15 protein-coding genes are annotated in these 18,365 nt (G+C 63.6%); 10 read left to right on the top strand and 5 right to left on the bottom strand.

Annotated features, from left to right (window positions below; genetic code table 11):
* The first annotated feature begins 293 nt into the window (after positions 1-293).
* From NCR34_RS05230 to rng, 8 genes are all read left to right on the top strand, one after another.
* On the top strand, positions 294-1,022 hold the full coding sequence (locus NCR34_RS05230) for a YebC/PmpR family DNA-binding transcriptional regulator (protein ID WP_206467882.1): 729 nt from the start codon (positions 294-296) through the stop codon (positions 1,020-1,022).
* Positions 1,023-1,219: 197 nt separating this feature from the next.
* Positions 1,220-2,509 (top strand): phosphoribosylamine--glycine ligase, encoded by a 1,290-nt coding sequence (gene purD / locus NCR34_RS05225; RefSeq protein WP_206467881.1) that lies wholly within the window; start codon positions 1,220-1,222, stop codon positions 2,507-2,509.
* 110 nt (positions 2,510-2,619) lie between these two features.
* Positions 2,620-3,579, top strand: a complete 960-nt coding sequence (gene hemF, locus NCR34_RS05220) for an oxygen-dependent coproporphyrinogen oxidase (RefSeq protein ID WP_248321771.1) — start codon at positions 2,620-2,622, stop codon at positions 3,577-3,579.
* On the top strand, positions 3,570-4,268 hold the full coding sequence (locus NCR34_RS05215; protein WP_248321769.1) for a nicotinate-nucleotide adenylyltransferase: 699 nt from the start codon (positions 3,570-3,572) through the stop codon (positions 4,266-4,268). Before hemF ends, NCR34_RS05215 begins: the two co-directional genes overlap by 10 nt.
* A 13-nt stretch (positions 4,269-4,281) precedes the next feature.
* Positions 4,282-4,743 (top strand): ribosome silencing factor, encoded by a 462-nt coding sequence (rsfS, locus tag NCR34_RS05210; RefSeq protein WP_248321768.1) that lies wholly within the window; start codon positions 4,282-4,284, stop codon positions 4,741-4,743.
* A 14-nt stretch (positions 4,744-4,757) separates the two neighbouring features.
* A complete protein-coding gene (rlmH, locus tag NCR34_RS05205; protein WP_248321766.1) occupies positions 4,758-5,228 on the top strand; it encodes a 23S rRNA (pseudouridine(1915)-N(3))-methyltransferase RlmH in 471 nt (156 codons plus the stop codon).
* A gap of 90 nt (positions 5,229-5,318) precedes the next feature.
* On the top strand, positions 5,319-5,945 hold the full coding sequence (locus NCR34_RS05200; RefSeq protein WP_248321764.1) for a Maf family protein: 627 nt from the start codon (positions 5,319-5,321) through the stop codon (positions 5,943-5,945).
* 7 nt (positions 5,946-5,952) lie between these two features.
* Complete coding sequence (rng, locus tag NCR34_RS05195) at positions 5,953-7,422, top strand: ribonuclease G (RefSeq protein WP_206467875.1); 1,470 nt, start codon at positions 5,953-5,955, stop codon at positions 7,420-7,422.
* Here the strand turns inward: rng and waaC are convergent.
* The 3 genes from waaC to NCR34_RS05180 form a co-directional block, all read right to left on the bottom strand.
* Positions 7,349-8,410 carry a lipopolysaccharide heptosyltransferase I gene (waaC, locus tag NCR34_RS05190; protein WP_248321762.1) on the bottom strand — a complete coding sequence of 354 codons (1,062 nt, stop codon included), beginning with the start codon at positions 8,408-8,410 and terminating at the stop codon, positions 7,349-7,351. The two genes, rng and waaC, sit on opposite strands and share 74 nt — an antisense overlap.
* 64 nt (positions 8,411-8,474) lie before the next feature.
* Positions 8,475-10,199: a lipid A export permease/ATP-binding protein MsbA gene (gene msbA / locus NCR34_RS05185; protein WP_248322271.1), complete on the bottom strand. Its 1,725-nt coding sequence runs from the start codon at positions 10,197-10,199 to the stop codon at positions 8,475-8,477.
* Positions 10,200-10,372: 173 nt separating this feature from the next.
* Complete coding sequence (locus NCR34_RS05180; RefSeq protein WP_248321760.1) at positions 10,373-11,656, bottom strand: O-antigen ligase family protein; 1,284 nt, start codon at positions 11,654-11,656, stop codon at positions 10,373-10,375.
* A gap of 136 nt (positions 11,657-11,792) precedes the next feature.
* Here NCR34_RS05180 and NCR34_RS05175 point away from each other — a divergent pair, with 136 nt between their 5' ends.
* Both NCR34_RS05175 and NCR34_RS05170 read left to right on the top strand, forming a co-directional pair.
* A complete protein-coding gene (locus NCR34_RS05175) occupies positions 11,793-12,806 on the top strand; it encodes a glycosyltransferase family 2 protein (protein WP_502800042.1) in 1,014 nt (337 codons plus the stop codon).
* Positions 12,807-12,855: 49 nt separating this feature from the next.
* The gene (locus NCR34_RS05170) at positions 12,856-13,617 is read left to right on the top strand and encodes a glycosyltransferase family 2 protein (RefSeq protein ID WP_248321757.1); all 762 of its coding nucleotides are present in this window, start codon (positions 12,856-12,858) and stop codon (positions 13,615-13,617) included.
* Here the strand turns inward: NCR34_RS05170 and NCR34_RS05165 are convergent.
* Both NCR34_RS05165 and dnaE read right to left on the bottom strand, forming a co-directional pair.
* Positions 13,610-14,665 (bottom strand): glycosyltransferase family 4 protein, encoded by a 1,056-nt coding sequence (locus tag NCR34_RS05165; protein ID WP_248321756.1) that lies wholly within the window; start codon positions 14,663-14,665, stop codon positions 13,610-13,612. The two genes, NCR34_RS05170 and NCR34_RS05165, sit on opposite strands and share 8 nt — an antisense overlap.
* Positions 14,665-18,180, bottom strand: coding sequence for a DNA polymerase III subunit alpha (dnaE, locus tag NCR34_RS05160; protein ID WP_250499203.1), 3,516 nt, complete (start codon positions 18,178-18,180; stop codon positions 14,665-14,667). Before dnaE ends, NCR34_RS05165 begins: the two co-directional genes overlap by 1 nt.
* Positions 18,181-18,365 lie beyond the last annotated feature (185 nt).

Raw genomic sequence — 18,365 nt, 5'->3', positions numbered from 1 at the left:
CGCCCGTCCGCTTTTGCCGCCCGACCGCCGCCCGACCGCCGCGCCTTCGCGCGGCGGTTTCGTTTTCACGGCGGGCCGGCTCGCACGCCCGCTGTCCGGGCGTTGCGCCATGCTAAAATTTTGGTCTGTTTCCGATCCGAAATCGACGCGCGTCCGAGCATCGCGCCGCGTCGCCGGGCGGACCCGGCAGCCGCTTTGAAGCACTCAGCGAGGCAGCGCGCGGGCCGGTCGATAATCACGCAACACAGCACACTAGGCGCACGAATTCACGCGGCGCGCGACGGAGAAAGGTAATGGCGGGTCATTCGAAATGGGCCAACATCAAGCATAAGAAAGCAGCGGCCGACGCGAAGAAAGGCAAGATCTGGACGCGCCTCATCAAGGAAATCCAGGTCGCGGCCCGCATGGGCGGCGGCGACATCGACTCGAATCCGCGCTTGCGGCTCGCCGTCGACAAGGCCTACGACGCGAACATGCCGAAGGACAACGTCAATCGCGCGATCCAGCGCGGCGTCGGCGGCGTCGATGGCGCGAACTACGAAGAAATCCGCTACGAAGGCTACGGCATCGGCGGCGCGGCGATCATCGTCGACACCATGACGGACAACCGCACGCGCACGGTCGCGGAAGTGCGCCACGCATTCTCGAAGTTCGGCGGCAACATGGGCACGGACGGCTCGGTGTCGTTCATGTTCGACCACGTCGGCCAGTTCCTGTTCGCGCCGGGCACGCCCGAAGACAAGCTGATGGACGCGGCCCTCGAAGCCGGCGCCGACGACGTCGTGACGAACGAAGACGGCAGTATCGAAGTGCTCTGCCCGCCGAACGATTTCCAGAAGGTGAAGGACGCGCTCGAAGCCGCGGGCTTCAAGGCCGAACTCGCCGAAGTGACGATGAAGCCGCAGACGGAAGTCGAATTCAGCGGCGATGACGCAGTGAAGATGCAAAAGCTGCTCGACGCGCTCGAGAATCTCGACGACGTGCAGGAAGTCTATACGAACGCCGCAATCAACGACGAGTAACGAGGAGCAGCAGCCGCCGCGCTGGGTGGTTTCGCCGCGCCGCGACTGGAACGGCTTTCGCTTTGCTTCGACGATTGGAAGGCGCGTGACGCAGCCGATGTCCGCGCGAGCCGCCTTTCGACCGCTCTGACTGCGCCGCAACCAGGCGCGTACGCGTGCGCGGCCACAGTTTTCATTCAAGCTTTTCGGGGATTCAAATGAAGTTACTCGTCGTCGGTTCGGGCGGTCGGGAACATGCACTGGCATGGAAGCTCGCGCAGTCGCCGCGCGTGCAGATCGTCTATGTGGCGCCCGGCAACGGCGGCACCGCGCAGGACGAGCGCCTGCGCAACGTCGATATCACGGACCCGGCCGCGCTCGCCGATTTCGTCGAGAAGGAGCACGTTTCGCTGACCGTCGTCGGTCCGGAAACGCCGCTCGCCGCGGGCATCGTGAATCTGTTCCGCTCGCGCGGGCTGAAAATCTTCGGGCCGACCAAGGAAGCCGCGCAGCTCGAAAGCTCGAAGGACTTCGCCAAGGCGTTCATGAAACGCCACAACATTCCGACGGCCGAATACGAAACCTTCACGGACGCCGCCGCCGCGCACGCCTACATCGACGCGAAAGGCGCGCCGATCGTCGTGAAAGCGGACGGACTCGCCGCCGGCAAGGGCGTGGTCGTCGCGATGAGCGCCGAAGAAGCGCACGCCGCCGTCGATTCGATGCTTGCCGACAACCAGTTCGGCGATGCGGGCGCGCGCGTGGTCATCGAAGAATTCCTGACCGGCGAGGAAGCGAGCTTCATCGTGATGGTGGACGGCAAGCACGTGCTGCCGCTCGCCTCCAGCCAGGACCACAAGCGCCTGCTCGACGGCGACAAGGGTCCGAACACCGGCGGCATGGGCGCGTACTCGCCCGCGCCTATCGTCACGCCGCAACTGCACGCCCGCGTGATGCGCGAAATCATCCTGCCGACGGTGCGCGGCATGGAAAACGAAGGCATCCGCTATACCGGCTTTCTGTACGCGGGCCTGATGATCGACGCGAACGGCAATCCGAAGACGCTCGAATTCAACTGCCGAATGGGCGACCCGGAAACGCAGCCGATCATGGCGCGCCTGAAGGGCGATTTCTCGAAAGTCGTGGAGATGGCCATCGACGGCAAGCTCGACGGCGCGGAACTGGAGTGGGATCGGCGCACCGCGCTCGGCGTCGTGCTGGCCGCGCACAACTACCCGGACGCGCCGCGCAAGGGCGACCGCATCAACGGCATTCCGGCCGAAACGGACAACGCCGTGACGTTCCACGCGGGCACGACGCTGGCTGACGGCAAGCTGACGACCTCGGGCGGACGCGTGCTGTGCGTCGTCGGGCTGGCGGATTCGGTGCGCGGCGCGCAATCCGTGGTCTACGATACAGTGAATCAGATCTCGTTCGACGGCATGCAGTATCGCCGGGACATCGGTTACCGCGCGGTGAGCCGCAAACAGGCTGACCGCCACGGCTGACGCGGAATTTCCGCTTCGCCGAACCCGCGCTGCCGGACCTCGTGTCCGGCAGCGCGTTTTGAAGAGAACCACGACTTACGCGCCAGCCGGCTGGCGCAGTGCATCCATCGATGAGTGAACCGAAACGCAGCGCGGACCGCGAGGCACAACGAGACGCATCGCACGATATCGCGGCGGTGCGCGACTATCTGACCGGCCTGCAAACGCGCATCGCCGACACGCTCGGCGCGTTCGACGGCACGCCCTTCGCCACCGACGCCTGGACCCGCGAGCCGGGCGTGCATCTGCGCGGCGGCGGCGTGACGCGCATTCTCGAAGGCGGCGGGTTTTTCGAGCGCGCCGGCATCGGTTTCTCGGACGTCGCGGGCGACGCCCTGCCGCCATCGGCCAGCGCGGCGCGTCCGCAGCTCGCGGGGCGCGGCTTCGAGGCGCTCGGCGTCTCGCTCGTCATGCATCCACGCAACCCGCACTGCCCGACCGTGCACATGAACGTGCGCATGCTCACAGCCGTGAAACCCGGCGAAGCGCCGATCTTCTGGTTCGGCGGCGGCATGGACCTCACGCCGATCTACGGCTACGACGAAGACGCGGTGCATTTTCATCGCGTATGCCGCGAAGCATTGCAACCGTTCGGCGCGGACTTGTACCCGCGTTTCAAGACGTGGTGCGACGAGTATTTCTACCTCAAGCATCGGAACGAACAGCGGGGCATCGGCGGGATTTTTTTCGATGATTTCTCCGAGCCCGGCTTCGAGCGTTCCTTCGCGATGATGCAAAGCGTCGGCGATGCATTTCTGAACGCGTATCTGCCGATCATCGAGCGGCGGCGCGACACGCCGTACAGCGAGCGCGAGCGCGAGTTTCAGGCGTACCGGCGCGGGCGCTACGTCGAATTCAACCTCGTCTTCGATCGCGGCACGCATTTCGGTCTGCAAAGCGGCGGCCGCACCGAGTCGATTCTCATGTCGATGCCGCCGGTCGCGAACTGGCGCTACGACTGGCAACCGGAACCCGGCACGCCGGAAGCGCGGCTGTACCGGGACTTTCTGGTGCGCCGCGAATGGCTGTGATCTCCGCCGCCACTCCGGGCGCGCCGTGCGAGAAGCGCGTCGGCCTGCTCGGCGGCACGTTCGATCCAATCCACAACGGACATCTCGCGCTCGCCCGGCGCTTCGCCGCGCTGTTGCAGCTGACCGAACTCGTGCTGCTGCCGGCCGGCCAGCCGTGGCAGAAGGTGGGCGTATCGGCGCCGCATCATCGGCTGGCGATGACGCGCGCGGCGGCGCAATCGCTCGATCTCGGCGGCGCGAAAATTACCGTCGCGACCGATGAAATCGAGCGCGACGGCCCCACTTACACCGTCGACACGCTCGCTCAGTGGCGCGAGCGCGAAGGCTCGGAGGCGTCGCTTTCGCTTCTGATCGGCGCCGATCAGCTCGTGAAGCTCGACTCATGGCACGACTGGAAGCGGCTTTTCGACTATGCGCACATTTGCGTCGAGGCGCGGCCGGGCTTCGATCTGCGCGTGCTGCCCGATAAAGTGGCGCGGGAAATGGCCGCGCGCCGGGCGTCGGCGGACGTGCTAACCGCGAGTCCGTGCGGCCATGTGCTGATCGACGAATCGCTCTCCATCGACGTCTCCGCCACGGCGATCCGCGAGCACGCTCGCGCGCAAGACGGCACGCGCGAACTGCGCGCTCAGGTCCCATCCGCCGTATGGGACTATATTGTTCAACATCACCTGTACCGGACACGGTAAAGACACAGCAACCATGGAACTTCAAAAGCTGCAACGCGCGATCATCGACGGTCTCGAAGACGTCAAGGCGCAAGACATCAAGGTGTTCAACACGAGCCACCTGACGTCGCTGTTCGACCGCGTGGTCGTGGCGAGCGGGACGTCGAACCGGCAGACCAAGGCGCTTGCCAACAGCGTGCGCGAAAAGGTCAAGGAAGCGGGTGGCGACATCATCAGCACGGAAGGCGAGGAGATCGGCGAATGGGTGCTGGTCGATTGCGGCGACGCGGTCGTTCATATCCTGCAACCGGCGCTGCGCCAGTACTACAACCTCGAGGAAGTCTGGGGCGACAAGCCCGTGCGCGTGAAGCTGCAAAAGCCGAACATGTTCGGCGGCGCGAGCGTCGCCGATGACGACGAGGACGAAGAAGACGAGGCAACCGATAAGCCCGCGGTGAAACGCCCGGCGCGCAAGACCGCGCGCAAGCAGGCCTGAAGGCTCGCGCCTTCATGAAGCTCTATATCCTGGCCGTCGGACACAAGATGCCCGACTGGATCGAAAGCGGGTTCGACGAGTACGCGAAGCGCATGCCGCCCGAGCTGCGCATCGAACTCAAGGAAATCAAGCCCGAGCAACGCTCGTCCGGACGCAATGCCGAGAGCGTGATGACTGCCGAGCGGCAGCGAATCGAAGCCGCCTTGCCGAAGAACGCGCGCGTCGTCGCACTCGATGAACGCGGCCGCGACTGGACCACGATGCAACTCGCGAACGCCCTGCCCGGCTGGCAGCAGGACGGGCGCGATGTCGCGTTCGTGATCGGCGGCGCGGACGGCCTCGCGCCCGAAGTGAAGGCCCGCGCCGAACTGATGTTGCGCGTCTCCAGCCTCACGCTGCCTCACGGCATGGTTCGCGTGCTGCTGGCCGAACAGCTTTACCGCGCGTGGAGCATCACGCAGAATCATCCCTACCATCGCGCGTGAGTCCGGACCGATAGGCTTTCCGCTCAGGTCTTCGTTCAGGCTTGCTGTGCGGTCCGACCGCGCGCGCATTTCTTCGAGACCTTTTCGCCGATGTCCGCTCACTCCTCCGCTTATCCCTTCGTTTATCTCGCCTCGCAAAGCCCGCGCCGTCAGGAGTTGCTTCGGCAACTGGGCGTTCAATACGAACTGCTGCTGCCGCGCCCCGATGAAGACGCCGAAGCACTCGAAGCCGAGCTTGCGGGCGAGGCCGCGGATGCGTATGTCGTGCGCGTCTGCGCGTTGAAGGCGAAGGCGGCCCGCGCGCGTTTGCTTGCCGGCGGACATGCGCCCGCGCCGATTCTTGTCGCCGATACAACCGTCACCATCGACGGCCTGATTCTCGGCAAGCCTTTGCATGAAGCCGATGCCGTCGCGATGCTCGAACGCCTCGCCGGTCGCGAGCACGAAGTGCTCACCGCGCTCGCCGTGGTGGATGCCGAAGGGACAATGCTCGAAGTGGCGCTGTCGCGTTCGACGGTGCGCTTCGCGGCTGTAGACCGTGCTGCGCTGCAACGCTATGCCGCGACCGGCGAGCCGCTCGGCAAGGCGGGCGCGTATGGCATTCAGGGCCGCGCGGCGGCGTTCATCGAGCGAATCGAGGGGTCCTATTCGGGTATCATGGGTCTGCCCCTTTTCGAAACCGCAGCACTCTTGCGCGTGGCGCGCGTCGAATTCTAAACAGGCCATGAACGAAGAAATCCTGATCAACGTCACACCGCAGGAAACCCGCGTCGCACTGGTTCAGCAAGGCGCCGTTCAGGAGCTTCACGTCGAGCGCACGCTTTCGCGCGGGCGCGTCGGCAATGTGTATCTCGGCAAGGTCGTGCGCGTATTGCCGGGCATGCAGTCCGCGTTCATCGACATCGGTCTGGAGCGCGCCGCGTTCCTTCATGTGGCCGATATCTGGCATCCGCGCATCGCGGGCGAGGCGCATGGGTCCGCGGCGCATGTGCCGATCGAGAAGATTGTGTTTGAAGGCCAGGCGCTGATGGTGCAAGTCGTGAAGGACCCCATCGGCACGAAGGGCGCGCGGCTGTCGACGCAGGTGAGCATCGCGGGACGCACTCTCGTGTATCTGCCGCAGGAGCCGCATATCGGCATCTCGCAGAAGATCGAGAGCGAGGCGGAACGCGAGGCGGTTCGCGCTCGCCTTACCGCCGTGTTGCCCGCCGACGAGAAAGGCGGCTATATCGTGAGGACGATCGCGGAAGATTCATCCAGTGAAGAGTTGGCCGCCGATGTCGCCTATCTGCGCAAGACGTGGGCGACCATCGTGACGCAGGCGCAGCGCGTGCCGCCGACCACGCTGCTCTATCAGGATCTGAACCTCGCGCAGCGCGTGTTACGCGATTTCGTGAACGACGAGACCACGCGCATTCAGGTCGATTCGCGCGAGACGTATCAGATGCTCGCGGACTTCGCGGCCGAGTTCACGCCCGCCGTGGCGTCGCGCGTGCATCACTACACCGGCGAGCGGCCGCTCTTCGACCTGTACAACATCGAGGCGGAGATTCAGCGGGCGCTGTCGCGGCGCGTCGATCTGAAGTCGGGCGGCTATTTGATGATCGACCAGACCGAGGCGATGACCACCATCGACGTGAACACGGGCGGTTATGTGGGCGCGCGCAATTTCGACGACACTATCTTCAAGACGAACCTCGAAGCGGCGCATACCATCGCGCGGCAACTGCGCTTGAGGAATCTCGGCGGGATCATCATCATCGATTTCATCGACATGGAGAATGTCGAGCATCGCGATCAGGTACTGGGCGAGTTGAAGAAAGCGCTGTCGCGGGATCGCACGCGCGTGACGGTGAATGGCTTCTCGCAACTGGGGCTCGTCGAGATGACGCGCAAGCGCACGCGTGAATCGCTCGCGCATGTGTTGTGCGAGCCTTGCCCGACGTGTCAGGGCAAGGGACAGGTCAAGACGCCGCGTACCGTCTGCTACGACGTGCTGCGCGAAATCATGCGCGAATCGCGGCAGTTCAATCCGCGCGAGTTTCGCGTGGTAGCGTCGCAGCAGGTCATCGACCTGTTTCTCGAAGAAGAGTCACAGCATCTCGCCATGCTGATGGATTTCATCGGGAAGCCGGTTTCGTTGCAGGTGGAGTCGAATTTGAGTCAGGAGCAGTATGACATTGTGTTGATGTAGGCGCCTGCCCCGCCTCTTCCTGTTTCCCCTGCTCGACTGCGCGAATGGCCGCTAACACCTCTTCCACTGAAGGCGGCCTACCTTCGTCCCCGACCGACAAGCAAACGCCTGGAATATTGACCCCGAAATGCGGCCGTGATGTCGCGCTGAAGATCATCACGGTCGGCTTGCGCAGTGCGGACGCGAGATGGACCAGACCCGTGTCAGTTCCGACTACCAATGCGGCAAGATCGACGTGTTGCGCGATCTCCTCGATCGTGAGCCTGGGCAGCACGCGCGAATTCGGCACCTCGCGGGCAATCGCTTCGGCGTCGATCCGCTCTGCATCCGTTCCCCACGGTAATAGCGGCGTGAGCCCACGCTCGACAAGCGCTTTCGCCACAGCGACCCAGTTGGCGGCGGGCCACTTTTTTTCCGCTTTCGATGTCGCGTGAAAGAGCAACGCAAAAGGCATGTCCGATACCGCCTGGGGCGCCACCTTCGGCTTCGGAATGGCGAGGACAGTCGGCGGGAACGGCTCGATCGAATATCCGAAGGTTTCGGACAGCGTGCGGCGCATGCCTTCCCATGCGTTGTCGTCTCTGCGCGGCGCGAAGCGGTGTGTGTACGCGAAGGCCGCACCAGCCTCGCCCAGATTCGCACGCGAGTAGCCGAAGCGGCGCTTCGAGCGCGTTAGAAAAGAGATGATCGCGCTCTTGTAGACGCCGTGCAGGTCCACCACCAGATCGTACTTCTCGCGTCGAAGATCGGATATGGAAGACCAGATGGCCGACAAATCTCGAAGATTGCGCATCTTCTTGAAGCGTCGCAACGGCGCGCAGAGCACGCGCTCGACACCCGGATTCCAGCGTGGAATGTCGGCAAAGGCCTCGTCGACGGCCCAGTCGACAATCACGCCGGGAAACGCGCGATGCAGATCGCCGACCACCGCCTGCGCCTGAATCACATCGCCTAACGACGTGACCTTCACGACCAGGATTCGCTTCATCGTCCAGGTATCTTTCCGACGCCAATCGTCGGGATCATGAGGAGACTTCTATTCGACATGGGAGCTACGCCGCCTCTTGTTGATACTGCATGCGATGCAGGTGGGCATACAGCCCGTTCTGGCGCAGCAGTTCCGCGTGACTGCCCTGCTCGGCGATGCGGCCGCGTTCCATGACCAGGATGCGGTCCGCGCGTTCGATAGTCGATAGCCGGTGCGCGATCACGAGGGTCGTTCGACCCTTCATGAGCGTCTCGAGCGCGGACTGCACATGCCGCTCCGATTCGGAATCGAGCGCAGATGTCGCCTCGTCGAGAATCAGAATAGGCGCGTCCTTATAGATGGCCCGCGCGATCGCGAGCCGCTGCCGCTGGCCACCTGACAGACGCATGCCGTTACCGCCGATCAGCGTATCGATGCCATCGGGCATCGACGCGACCATGTCCGCCAGGTTCGCCGCGGTGAGCGCGCGAAGCACGCGTTCCCGGTCCGGCGTCGTGCCATAGGCGACGTTGGCGGCGATCGAGTCGTTGAAGAGCACGACATCCTGGCTCACCATCGCCATTTGCGCGCGCAGGTCTGAGAGCGCGTATTCGTGCAGCGGAACGCCGTCCACTAGCACGTCGCCGCTCGCGGGATCGAAGAATCGTGGCAGCAGATTCACGAGCGTGGTCTTGCCACTGCCGGACGGACCGGCCAGCGCAAGCATTTCGCCGGGCGCGACCTTGAACGACACATGATCGAGCGTCGACCGGTCGGGGGAATAGGCGAAGGAAACGTCGCGGAACTCCACTTCGCCGCGCGCGCGTTCCAGACGACGCCCGCCGCCGCTTGGCTCCGGAGGTTCGTCGATCAGGCCGAAGATCAGTTCGGCCGCGGTCATGCCGCGCTGCATCGGCTGATTGATGTCGATCAGATGCTTGAGCGGCGAAATGACCAGCAGCATCGACGTGACGAACGCCACGAAACCGCCGACCGTGGTCTGATCGTTTGCCGATTGCACGACCGCGATGGTGAGCACGACTGCAAGCGCGATCGACGCGAGAAACTGCGTGAGCGGCTGCGCGAGGCCGCCCGACACCTGCATGCGCATGGAATAGCCGCGCAGCCGGTGACTCATGTCCGTGAAGCGGTCGATCTCGTAACGCTCGCCGTTGTGCACCTTCACGACCTTGTAGCCGCCCACGGTTTCCTCGACGACATACGACAGTTCGTTCGTGAGCGCCTGATGCTCGCGGTTCAGCCGCCGCAGCCGGCGATTGATCTTGCTCACGAGCCAGCCGATCAGCGGAAGGATGACCGCGACGATCAAGGTGAGGCGCCAGTTGAGGATGAACAGATAGCCGAGCAGGAACACGACCGTGAGCGAATCGCGCACGAGGGTGACGACCACGCTCGACAGCACCGATAGAATCTGATTGACCTCGAAGACGATCGCGTTGATGACCGTGCTCGCCGTCTCGCGCTGGAAGAAACCGGCGCTTGTGTGGATCATGCGCTGGAACATTTCGAGCCGCAGTTGCAGCAGGATTTTGTTCGACACATACGACAGGAAATAGCCGGATGCGTACTGCGCCGCACCGCGCACGAGCGCGAGACCGATGACGGCTGCAGGCACGAGCCATTTCGCGTGATCGCTGCCCTTCGTACCGAAGCCGTGGTCGAGCAGCGGCTTGAGCAGCATTGGGATGCCGGCCTCGGTCGCGGCGACGATGCCCATCGTCGCGATCCCGAGAATGACCATGCCCAACAGCGGGCGAATGTACGGCCAGAGCCGCTTCATGACGGCCATCGGCGATGAAGCTTCCGTGCCGCCGATGGGCTTGCGGAGTGATGCCGGTTTATTCAAGAAAGTTTCTCCACTTCGCCCCGCGCCGGTCCGCTGTCGCGTGACCCAATCTCTAATAGTACGTCTGTGTGAATCGCTCGAGTCCCACGCGGGCAATCAGCAATTTCGGCTATCGGCTATCGTCTATCGGCTCTCGACTCGATGATCGAGCTTTGCGGCAGACGAGTGTCACGCGCAATGGCCGCAAGCAGCACAGCCCATATGAGCGCGATAAGGGCGGTAGTCATCACCACCGTGAGCACGTCGATGCTCAAGCCAAAGATGATAACCGACCCCGACACCGCGATTCCGCAATACGCGGCAGTCGAAACATCGCGGTGCGGCGAACGACGGTATCGCAAGAAGTACACGAGCGGCCCCAAATACAGCAAAGCAAGACAGACGACTCCGACGGCGCCGAGTTCGGCAATCGTCGAAAAGAATTCACTGTGCGCACGCTGGTTGACGACGAGCGGCGATATCGCGCCGGCGTCCGCCATGGTCTGCAGATGGCTTTTCAGGTGACCCTTTCCCACGCCGAGCAACGGATGCTCTTCGAACATTCGTATTGACGCCCGCCACAGCTGCAAGCGAGCACCGAGCGATGTACTCGGCGCGGCATCGTGGGTCAGTAGCGCAAGATCCGACTCCGTCGCCATGACGCGCTCGCGTCCGATGGGCGATGCAAGAAGAAGCGCCATTGCCAGGACGACGGCAGCGGCCGCCGTCAACCCATCTTGCCACCGTTTCACCCACCCGAAATTGAACGAACAAAGAACCAGAAAAAGCGGGATGGCGAGCCACCCGCCGCGCGTGCCCGAAAGATACGACGCATACAGTCCCGCGGCGAATCCTAACAGTTTGAGCCCGATGCCGAGGCGCCGCATCCAGGCATCGCGGTAGTCGTCCCAGCGAATCGTCATCACTGACAGGAAGCCGAGAAGCAAGGCGGTGTTGCCATACGGGATAGGATTGGTGAAATCATTGCCGAGACGGTTGAGTTCAGTCACCGTCATGTGAATTGCGCTATCGGCTGCCCAGACGCCCGCACCGAACGCGCCTAGCATGCAACCCCAACCAAGCGCCTTCAGATATCCGATCGGCACGTTGACGAGCAAAAGAAAGATCGGCAAAGACAGCGCAAAACGCGATAGTCCGTCGAACTCGCGCGGCAGATAGTAGCCTTCGAGTGCCTGCTGCAAGGGCAAATAGACCATGAAGCACAGCATGCCCGCGGTATATAACGGGTACGCTGAAATCAGCAAACGGGGGCTGAGCCTGAACGGCTTGGACATACCGGCGAAGACTGCGATCGCGACCAGGACAAAGAAACAGTACCCCGTTCCGCCTCTCACGACCAACGTGCTTGCGGGCGCCAGCAGGACCATGCTGGCAATAAGATAGCGAATTGTCTTTTCCAATCTTCGAACCTGAAGGGGTGCGGCAGGCCGGTCCGGCCGCGTGTCCCAGAACTCCGGTATTATACGGCTGCCCCATGGCGTACTCGTCAACGAAGGCGAGAGAGACCTGCATCAGCAAGGCTCTTTGGAACGGCCGATGTGTCTTGATCGATATATGTCTGCAACACCTCAATCTACGCGGACCGCGCCGCTCGCGAGCCTGCTGCTCATCACATTTCGCCAAGAAGACACTATCGCCGATGCAATACGAGGCGCCCTGGAACAAACATGGTCGCCGCTCGAAATCCTGATCTCGGACGATGCATCTCCGGACGCCACGTTTGCAATCGCGCAGCGCTGCGTGAACGCTTATCGAGGTCCGCACACTGTACGGCTCTTTCGGAATGAGGTAAATCTCGGCATCAGCGCGCATCTGAGCGCGCTTGCGGCGCGCGCGTCCGGTGAGATGCTGTTCATCGCCGCCGGCGACGACATATCGAAGCCCGAGCGCGTCGAGCGCGTGATGCGCGTGTGGCTCGACAGCGGCAAGCGCTGGGACCTGATCGCCACCGATCTGCAGGACCTCGACGCGAACGGCGAGGCGCACGGCGTGCTGCGCGTGACCGATCTGGACGCTTACCGAAGCTTCGAGACGTGGTCGACCAATCGCCCTCATCTGGTGGGAGCGGCGCATGCATGGACGCGGCGACTTTTCGAAGCATTCGGGCCGATTGCGCCCGGCATTTACGGCGAAGATCAGATCATGGCGTTCCGCGCCATCATGAGCCGTGGCGCGCATACGCTGCACGAGCCGCTGGTGCTCTATCGGCGCGGAGGACTATCGAGCAAGCGCAAATGGCGCACGCCCTATGATTATGTTGCGCGCATCAAGCTGGCCAATCTGAACGGCTCCGGCGAAACGCGCCAGCTCCAATGTGATGCCGACAAGGTCGGCGTTGGCGAACGAATGCGCGCGCTTCTTGCCGGCAAATCTGCCCGCGAGCGGTACGTCAGCGCCCTGTTCGACGAACCATCGGCCATGCGCCGCCTCTCGTTGATGTCAAGATCGAAGGACGTGAGCCTCGGCTTTCGCATTCGCATGTTCGTGTATGCGACGTGGCCGTGGTTGCTCGCGCCGTTCTTCCTCGTGAAATGGCATCTGCGCCGTTGACAGGTCGCGTCATGGCCGCCCGGCTCTTTTCGTCGCTTCCAAGGAAACGTTGAACGTGCCCACCCTCGGCATCGCCATCATCACCCACAACGCCGCCGCGCGGCTCGCGCAGTGCCTCCAATCCGTCTCTTTCGCGGATCAGATCGTTATCGTGGATGGCGGCAGCACGGACGCCACGGTGGACATCGCGCGGGCGAACGGCGCGCGCGTGATCGAAGCGCATGACTGGCCCGGCTTTGGCCCGCAGAAGAACCGCGCCGTCGATGCCCTCAGCACGGACTGGATCATGTCGATCGACGCCGATGAAATCGTTTCGCCGGAACTCGCGGCGTCGATCCAGTCGGCGATTGGCGCTCCGCACGCCGATGTGTACGCAATCGACCGCTTATCGAGTTTCTGCGGCGTGTGGGTGCATCACAGCGGCTGGTATCCGGACTGGATTCCGCGTTTGTTCAGGCGCGGCACGGCGCGGTTCTCGGGGGATCTGGTACACGAGCGCCTTATCCTGTCGACGGACAAACCCGTCGCGCGTCTGAGCGGCAAGCTCATGCATTACTCGTACGAGGACTTCGAGGCGGTCTTGCGCAAGCTGGACGCTTATTCGACCGCCGGCGCGCAGCAGCGCCATGCGGCAGGCAAGCGCGGCGGTTTCGGCGTGGCGGTGTCGCGCGGCGCGTGGGCGTTCGTTCGCACTTACGTGTTGAGGCGGGGCTTTCTCGATGGCAAGACCGGCTTTATGATCGCGCTGTTCAACGCGCAGACCGTCTATTACCGCTTTCTCAAGCTCGCACACTTGAACAAGACTAGGTAGCGCGAATGCCCTGCGCCAGCGCGAGCAGCGCATCGACATGCGCCGCAACGCTCGCGTCGTACTGCACGGCCGGCCCGGACACCCGCTGGCGCCGTGATGCGATGGCCGCGCTCGCCACGCGACGCAGATCGTCCGCGTCGCCCGGCACGAATACATGTTTGGCGCTCTCATCGATGGCATCCACGCAGCCGATGCTCGCGGGAAAGATCACTGGCGTGCCGCACATCACCGACTCGATGCCGACGAGCCCGAACGGCTCGTAGCTGGACGCAAGAATGGTGAAATCCGCCGCGCGATACGCGTCCTCGATATTCTTCACGTAACCGAGATAGCGCACGTTCGACGCCGCGGCTTGCGGCGCGCGTCCCGCCACCGCGACCGTTACCTTCATGCCTGCGAGCGCCTTTTCGATGAGCGGCAGGCCCTTGCGCTCGTGACTGCTCGACGGGAACAGCAGCACGGTCTCGTCGCGCGCAAAGCCGAACTGCTCGCGCAGACGTTCGCGTTCGGTGCCATCAACGGGCGAAAAGCGCGCGCTATCCACGGGCGGATACACCACGCGAATCTTGTCGTCGGCGATGTCGTAGAGCGTGCGAAGCTCGTCGCGCATCATGTCCGAATGCGCGACGATCACGGAAGCCGTCGCATACTGGCTCCGTTCCAGCGCGACCTGCCGCCTGTCCGAACGCTTCGCGCGCCGTCCTGTCGCTCGCAGAAAGCCGATATGCGTGCCCCCGCAAATCGCAATCTCCGAACCTTTCACGCGATTGCAGCCGATCAGGACATCGACGCTCGCGCGCCTGCGCTCGCGCTGCAACGCCCTCGAGAAAAAACCATCGCGCCACTTACCCGGCAGAAAGGACACGTTGATGCGATGCGCCTCCACCATCGCGTATTCGGGCAGCGAAGAATCGATCTTGCGCGCGAAGAATACGGGCTTATTCGGCGCGACGAAACCCGCTTGCGCGAAGCCGCGCACCAGGTCCATCGCGTAACGTTCCAAGCCGCCCGAATGCTTCAGCGCATTGGCGGATATGCCGATGCGCATCAATAAACAATCTCGATTTCACTCCCCGCGAACTCCCCGCGCAGCGCGCTGATGAGATCGTCGGTCGGCTTCACGCGCCACGCGTCGCCTAAACGCACTTCGCCTTCGGCGTGCTCGCTGCGATAGACGATGCTCACGTTGAGTCCATTGGGAATCGGCGCGGCGCTCTGACGCTGACGGCCGTTGTCCCTGACGGGTATCGGCGGCGGCGCGGCCTGTTCGCCTGCCGCATGCGCTTCGAGCACGCGACGCAGCCGCAACGCATCGGCATTGCCGTTCATCTCCACCTTCACCGATTGCGCGTAGCGGCTACGCGCGCGTTCAAGGTCCATCGCCGTATCGACGGTGAAGCGAATGCCGCCCGTGAACGCGTCGTTGCGCGCCTGCCCCTGCACCACCAGCAGTTCGTCTTCCTTGAAAAGCGCCTTGTTCGCTTCGAACTGCTCGTTGAACACGGTCACTTCGCACTGGCCGGTGCCGTCGTCGAGATTGACGATCAGCATCTTGCCGCGCTGGGTCATCTGCGTGCGCATCGACGAAATCACGCCCGCGACGAGCTTGTCGCGCCCTTCCTTCAGTTCGCCGATCTTCTGGCGCACGAAGCGGCGCACTTCGCCCTTGTAGGCGTCGAAAAGATGCCCCGACAGATAGAAGCCGAGCGCCGTCTTTTCTTCCTGCAGACGCTTCTTGTCCGACCACGCAGGCTCGTCGACGAGTTCGTGCTTCTGCAGCGGCGTGTCGCCCATGTCGAAGAGGCCCGCCTGCATGGCGTTGGCGGCGGCCTGTTCGGCGGCTTCCATCGCGAGCGGCACTGAAGCCAGCAGTTGCGCGCGATTGGCATGCAGCGCGTCGAACGCGCCCGCGCGAATCAGGGCCTCGACCGTGCGCCGGTTAACGACGCGCCGGTCGATGCGCTCGCAGAAGTCGAACAGGTCGGTGAATGGGCCGTCTTCGCGCGCCCGCAGGATCTCTTCGATCGCGTTCTGGCCGCTGCCCTTCACCGCGCCCAGACCATAACGGATGGTGCGCGAGCGCTTGCCGTCCGCCTCCGCGACCGGTTCGAAGCGATACGCCGACTGATTGATGTCCGGCGGCAGCACGGTCATGCCGTTGGCGATGCAATCCTCGAAAAGGATCTTCACCTTGTCGGTGTCGTCCATGGCGAGCGACATGTTGGCCGCCATGAATTCCGCCGGATGATGCGCCTTCAGCCACGCCGTGTAGTACGCGAGCAGCGCATACGCCGCCGCGTGCGACTTGTTGAAGCCGTAGCCCGCAAACTTCTCCATCAAATCGAAGATCTCGTCGGACTTCTCGCGCGTGAGGCCGTTCTTGGCCGCGCCTTCCGCGAAAATCTCGCGGTGCTTCGCCATTTCCTCGGGCTTTTTCTTGCCCATCGCGCGACGCAGCAAGTCCGCGCCGCCGAGCGAGTAGCCGCCGATGATCTGCGCCATCTGCATCACCTGCTCCTGATAGACCATGATGCCGTAGGTCTCTTTCAGGACAGGCTCGACGCGCGGGTCCGGATACTCGACGATCTCGCGCCCGTGCTTGCGTGCGCAGAAGCTCGGAATCAGGTCCATCGGGCCCGGGCGATACAGCGCCACCAGCGCGATGATGTCCTCGAAGCGGTCCGGCTGCGCGTCCTTCAGCATGCCCTGCATGCCGCGGCTTTCCAGCTGGAACACGGCGACGGTGTTCGCTTTCTTGAGGATGGTGAACGAAGCCGGATCGTCCAGCGGCACCTGCCCGAGGCTCCAGTCCTTCTTCGACGGATCCAGCCGGCGGATATAGCGCTCCGCCCAGTCGAGAATCGTGAGCGTGGTCAGGCCCAGGAAGTCGAACTTGACGAGCCCGACGGCTTCCACGTCGTCCTTGTCGTACTGGCTGACGACCCCGCCGTCCTCGGCCTGCGTGTAGAGCGGGCAGAAATCGGTGAGCTTGCCGGGCGCGATCAGCACGCCGCCCGCGTGCATGCCCACATTTCGCGTCAAGCCCTCGACGCGCTGCGCGAGCTCCAGCAACTGATGCACTTCGTCTTCGGTGTCGAAACGCTCCTGAAGCGCCGGCTCTTCCTTCATCGCGTCCGCGATGGTTACGTGCTTGCCCGGCTTGAACGGAATGAGCTTCGCGATGCCGTCCGTGAACATGTAGCCGAGATCGAGCACGCGGCCGATGTCGCGCACCGCCGCCTTTGCCGCCATCGTGCCGAAGGTGGCGATCTGCGAGACGGCGTCCGCGCCGTACTTGCCCTTCACGTACTGGATGACGCGGTCGCGCCCTTCCTGACAGAAGTCGATGTCGAAGTCGGGCATCGACACGCGTTCCGGGTTCAGGAAGCGTTCGAAGAGCAGGTTGTAGCGCAGCGGGTCAAGATCCGTAATGCCGAGCGCGTACGCCACGAGCGAACCCGCGCCCGAGCCGCGCCCCGGGCCGACCGGCACGCCATTGTTCTTCGCCCACATGATGAAGTCGGCGACGATCAGGAAGTAGCCCGGAAAGCCCATCTTGATGATGGTCCCGCACTCGAAGTCGAGCCGCTTGTAATACGTGTCGCGCTGCGCGTCGCGCTCGGCCTCGTCCGGGTAAAGCTGCGCGAGCCGCACTTCGAGGCCTTCCTTCGACAACTGCACGAGGTAGTCGTCGAGCGACATGCCGTCGGGCGTCGGGAAAAGCGGCAGCTTCGGCTTGCCGAGTTCGAGCGTGAGATTGCAGCGTTTGGCGATCTCGACGGTATTCGCGAGCGCCGACGGAATGTCCGCGAAAAGCGCGCACATCTCGTCCTGCGTGCGGAAATACTGCTCGGTCGTGAAACGCTTCTGGCGGCGCGGATTGGCGAGAATGTCGCCCTCCGAAATGCACACGCGCGCTTCGTGCGCCGTGTAGTCGTCCGGCGTCATGAACTGCAGCGGATGCGTGGCGACCACCGGCAGGCGCAGCTTCGCGGCGAGCGCGACGGCCTCCAGAATGTACGCCTGCTCGCCGGGCTGGCCGGCGCGCTGGAGTTCGATGTAGAACGCGTTCGGAAAGAGCTTCGCCCAGCGCTCGGCGTGACGCTCCGCGCTCGCGGTATTGCCCGCCGCGAATGCCATGCCGATGTCGCCGGTCTGCGCGCCCGACAGCGCCAGCAGCCCCTCAGCGAGCCCTTCTTCGAGCCATTCGACCATCACCTCCGCGCGGCCGCGATACTGATTCGTGAGCCACGCGCGGCTCAGAAGTTCGCACAGATTCAGATAGCCGGTCTTGTCGCGCACGAGCAGCAACAGGCGCGAAGGCTTGTCGCGGTCGGCGGGATTCGTGATCCAGACGTCGCAGCCTGCAATGGGCTTCACGCCCTTGCCGCGTGCTTCCTTATAGAAGCGCACGAGGCCGAAAGCATTGGCAAGATCGGTCAGCGCGAGCGCGCCCTGACCGTCTTCGGCGGCCGATTTGACGACGTCGTCCAGCCGCACGATGCCGTCGGCAATCGAGAATTCGGAGTGGACGCGGAGATGAACGAAGCGGGGATCTGACATGCCGATATTGTACATGCGGGCTGTCGCAAAATTGCCCGCGAGGGCCGCGTTGGCCGAACGGATAAGGCGCCCTCCGCTCTCGAAATCGGGCGCGCGCAGCGAATCGCCGAGCGGGGCCGCGCGCCACGCCGGACGCGCCCGCCGTTTGCGGGATAATAGCGGTTTCGCGCAGCGCATGCGTGCCG

It is taken from the genome of Caballeronia sp. GAWG1-5s-s (genome assembly GCF_023631445.1).
Lineage (GTDB): Bacteria > Pseudomonadota > Gammaproteobacteria > Burkholderiales > Burkholderiaceae > Caballeronia.
The sequence above is the reverse complement of the archived record's forward strand: the minus strand, read 5'-3'. Positions and strand labels throughout refer to the sequence as shown.

What these genes read in the sequence shown, in the direction of transcription:
- NCR34_RS05230 (WP_206467882.1), top strand. Translation starts at nt 294, where the DNA reads ATGGCGGGTCATTCGAAATGGGCCAACATCAAGCATAAGAAAGCAGCG.
- purD (WP_206467881.1), top strand. Translation starts at nt 1,220, where the DNA reads ATGAAGTTACTCGTCGTCGGTTCGGGCGGTCGGGAACATGCACTGGCA.
- hemF (WP_248321771.1), top strand. Translation starts at nt 2,620, where the DNA reads ATGAGTGAACCGAAACGCAGCGCGGACCGCGAGGCACAACGAGACGCA.
- NCR34_RS05215 (WP_248321769.1), top strand. Translation starts at nt 3,570, where the DNA reads ATGGCTGTGATCTCCGCCGCCACTCCGGGCGCGCCGTGCGAGAAGCGC.
- rsfS (WP_248321768.1), top strand. Translation starts at nt 4,282, where the DNA reads ATGGAACTTCAAAAGCTGCAACGCGCGATCATCGACGGTCTCGAAGAC.
- rlmH (WP_248321766.1), top strand. Translation starts at nt 4,758, where the DNA reads ATGAAGCTCTATATCCTGGCCGTCGGACACAAGATGCCCGACTGGATC.
- NCR34_RS05200 (WP_248321764.1), top strand. Translation starts at nt 5,319, where the DNA reads ATGTCCGCTCACTCCTCCGCTTATCCCTTCGTTTATCTCGCCTCGCAA.
- rng (WP_206467875.1), top strand. Translation starts at nt 5,953, where the DNA reads ATGAACGAAGAAATCCTGATCAACGTCACACCGCAGGAAACCCGCGTC.
- waaC (WP_248321762.1), bottom strand. Translation starts at nt 8,410, where the DNA reads ATGAAGCGAATCCTGGTCGTGAAGGTCACGTCGTTAGGCGATGTGATT.
- msbA (WP_248322271.1), bottom strand. Translation starts at nt 10,199, where the DNA reads ATGGCCGTCATGAAGCGGCTCTGGCCGTACATTCGCCCGCTGTTGGGC.
- NCR34_RS05175 (WP_502800042.1), top strand. Translation starts at nt 11,793, where the DNA reads ATGTGTCTTGATCGATATATGTCTGCAACACCTCAATCTACGCGGACC.
- NCR34_RS05165 (WP_248321756.1), bottom strand. Translation starts at nt 14,665, where the DNA reads ATGCGCATCGGCATATCCGCCAATGCGCTGAAGCATTCGGGCGGCTTG.
- dnaE (WP_250499203.1), bottom strand. Translation starts at nt 18,180, where the DNA reads ATGTCAGATCCCCGCTTCGTTCATCTCCGCGTCCACTCCGAATTCTCG.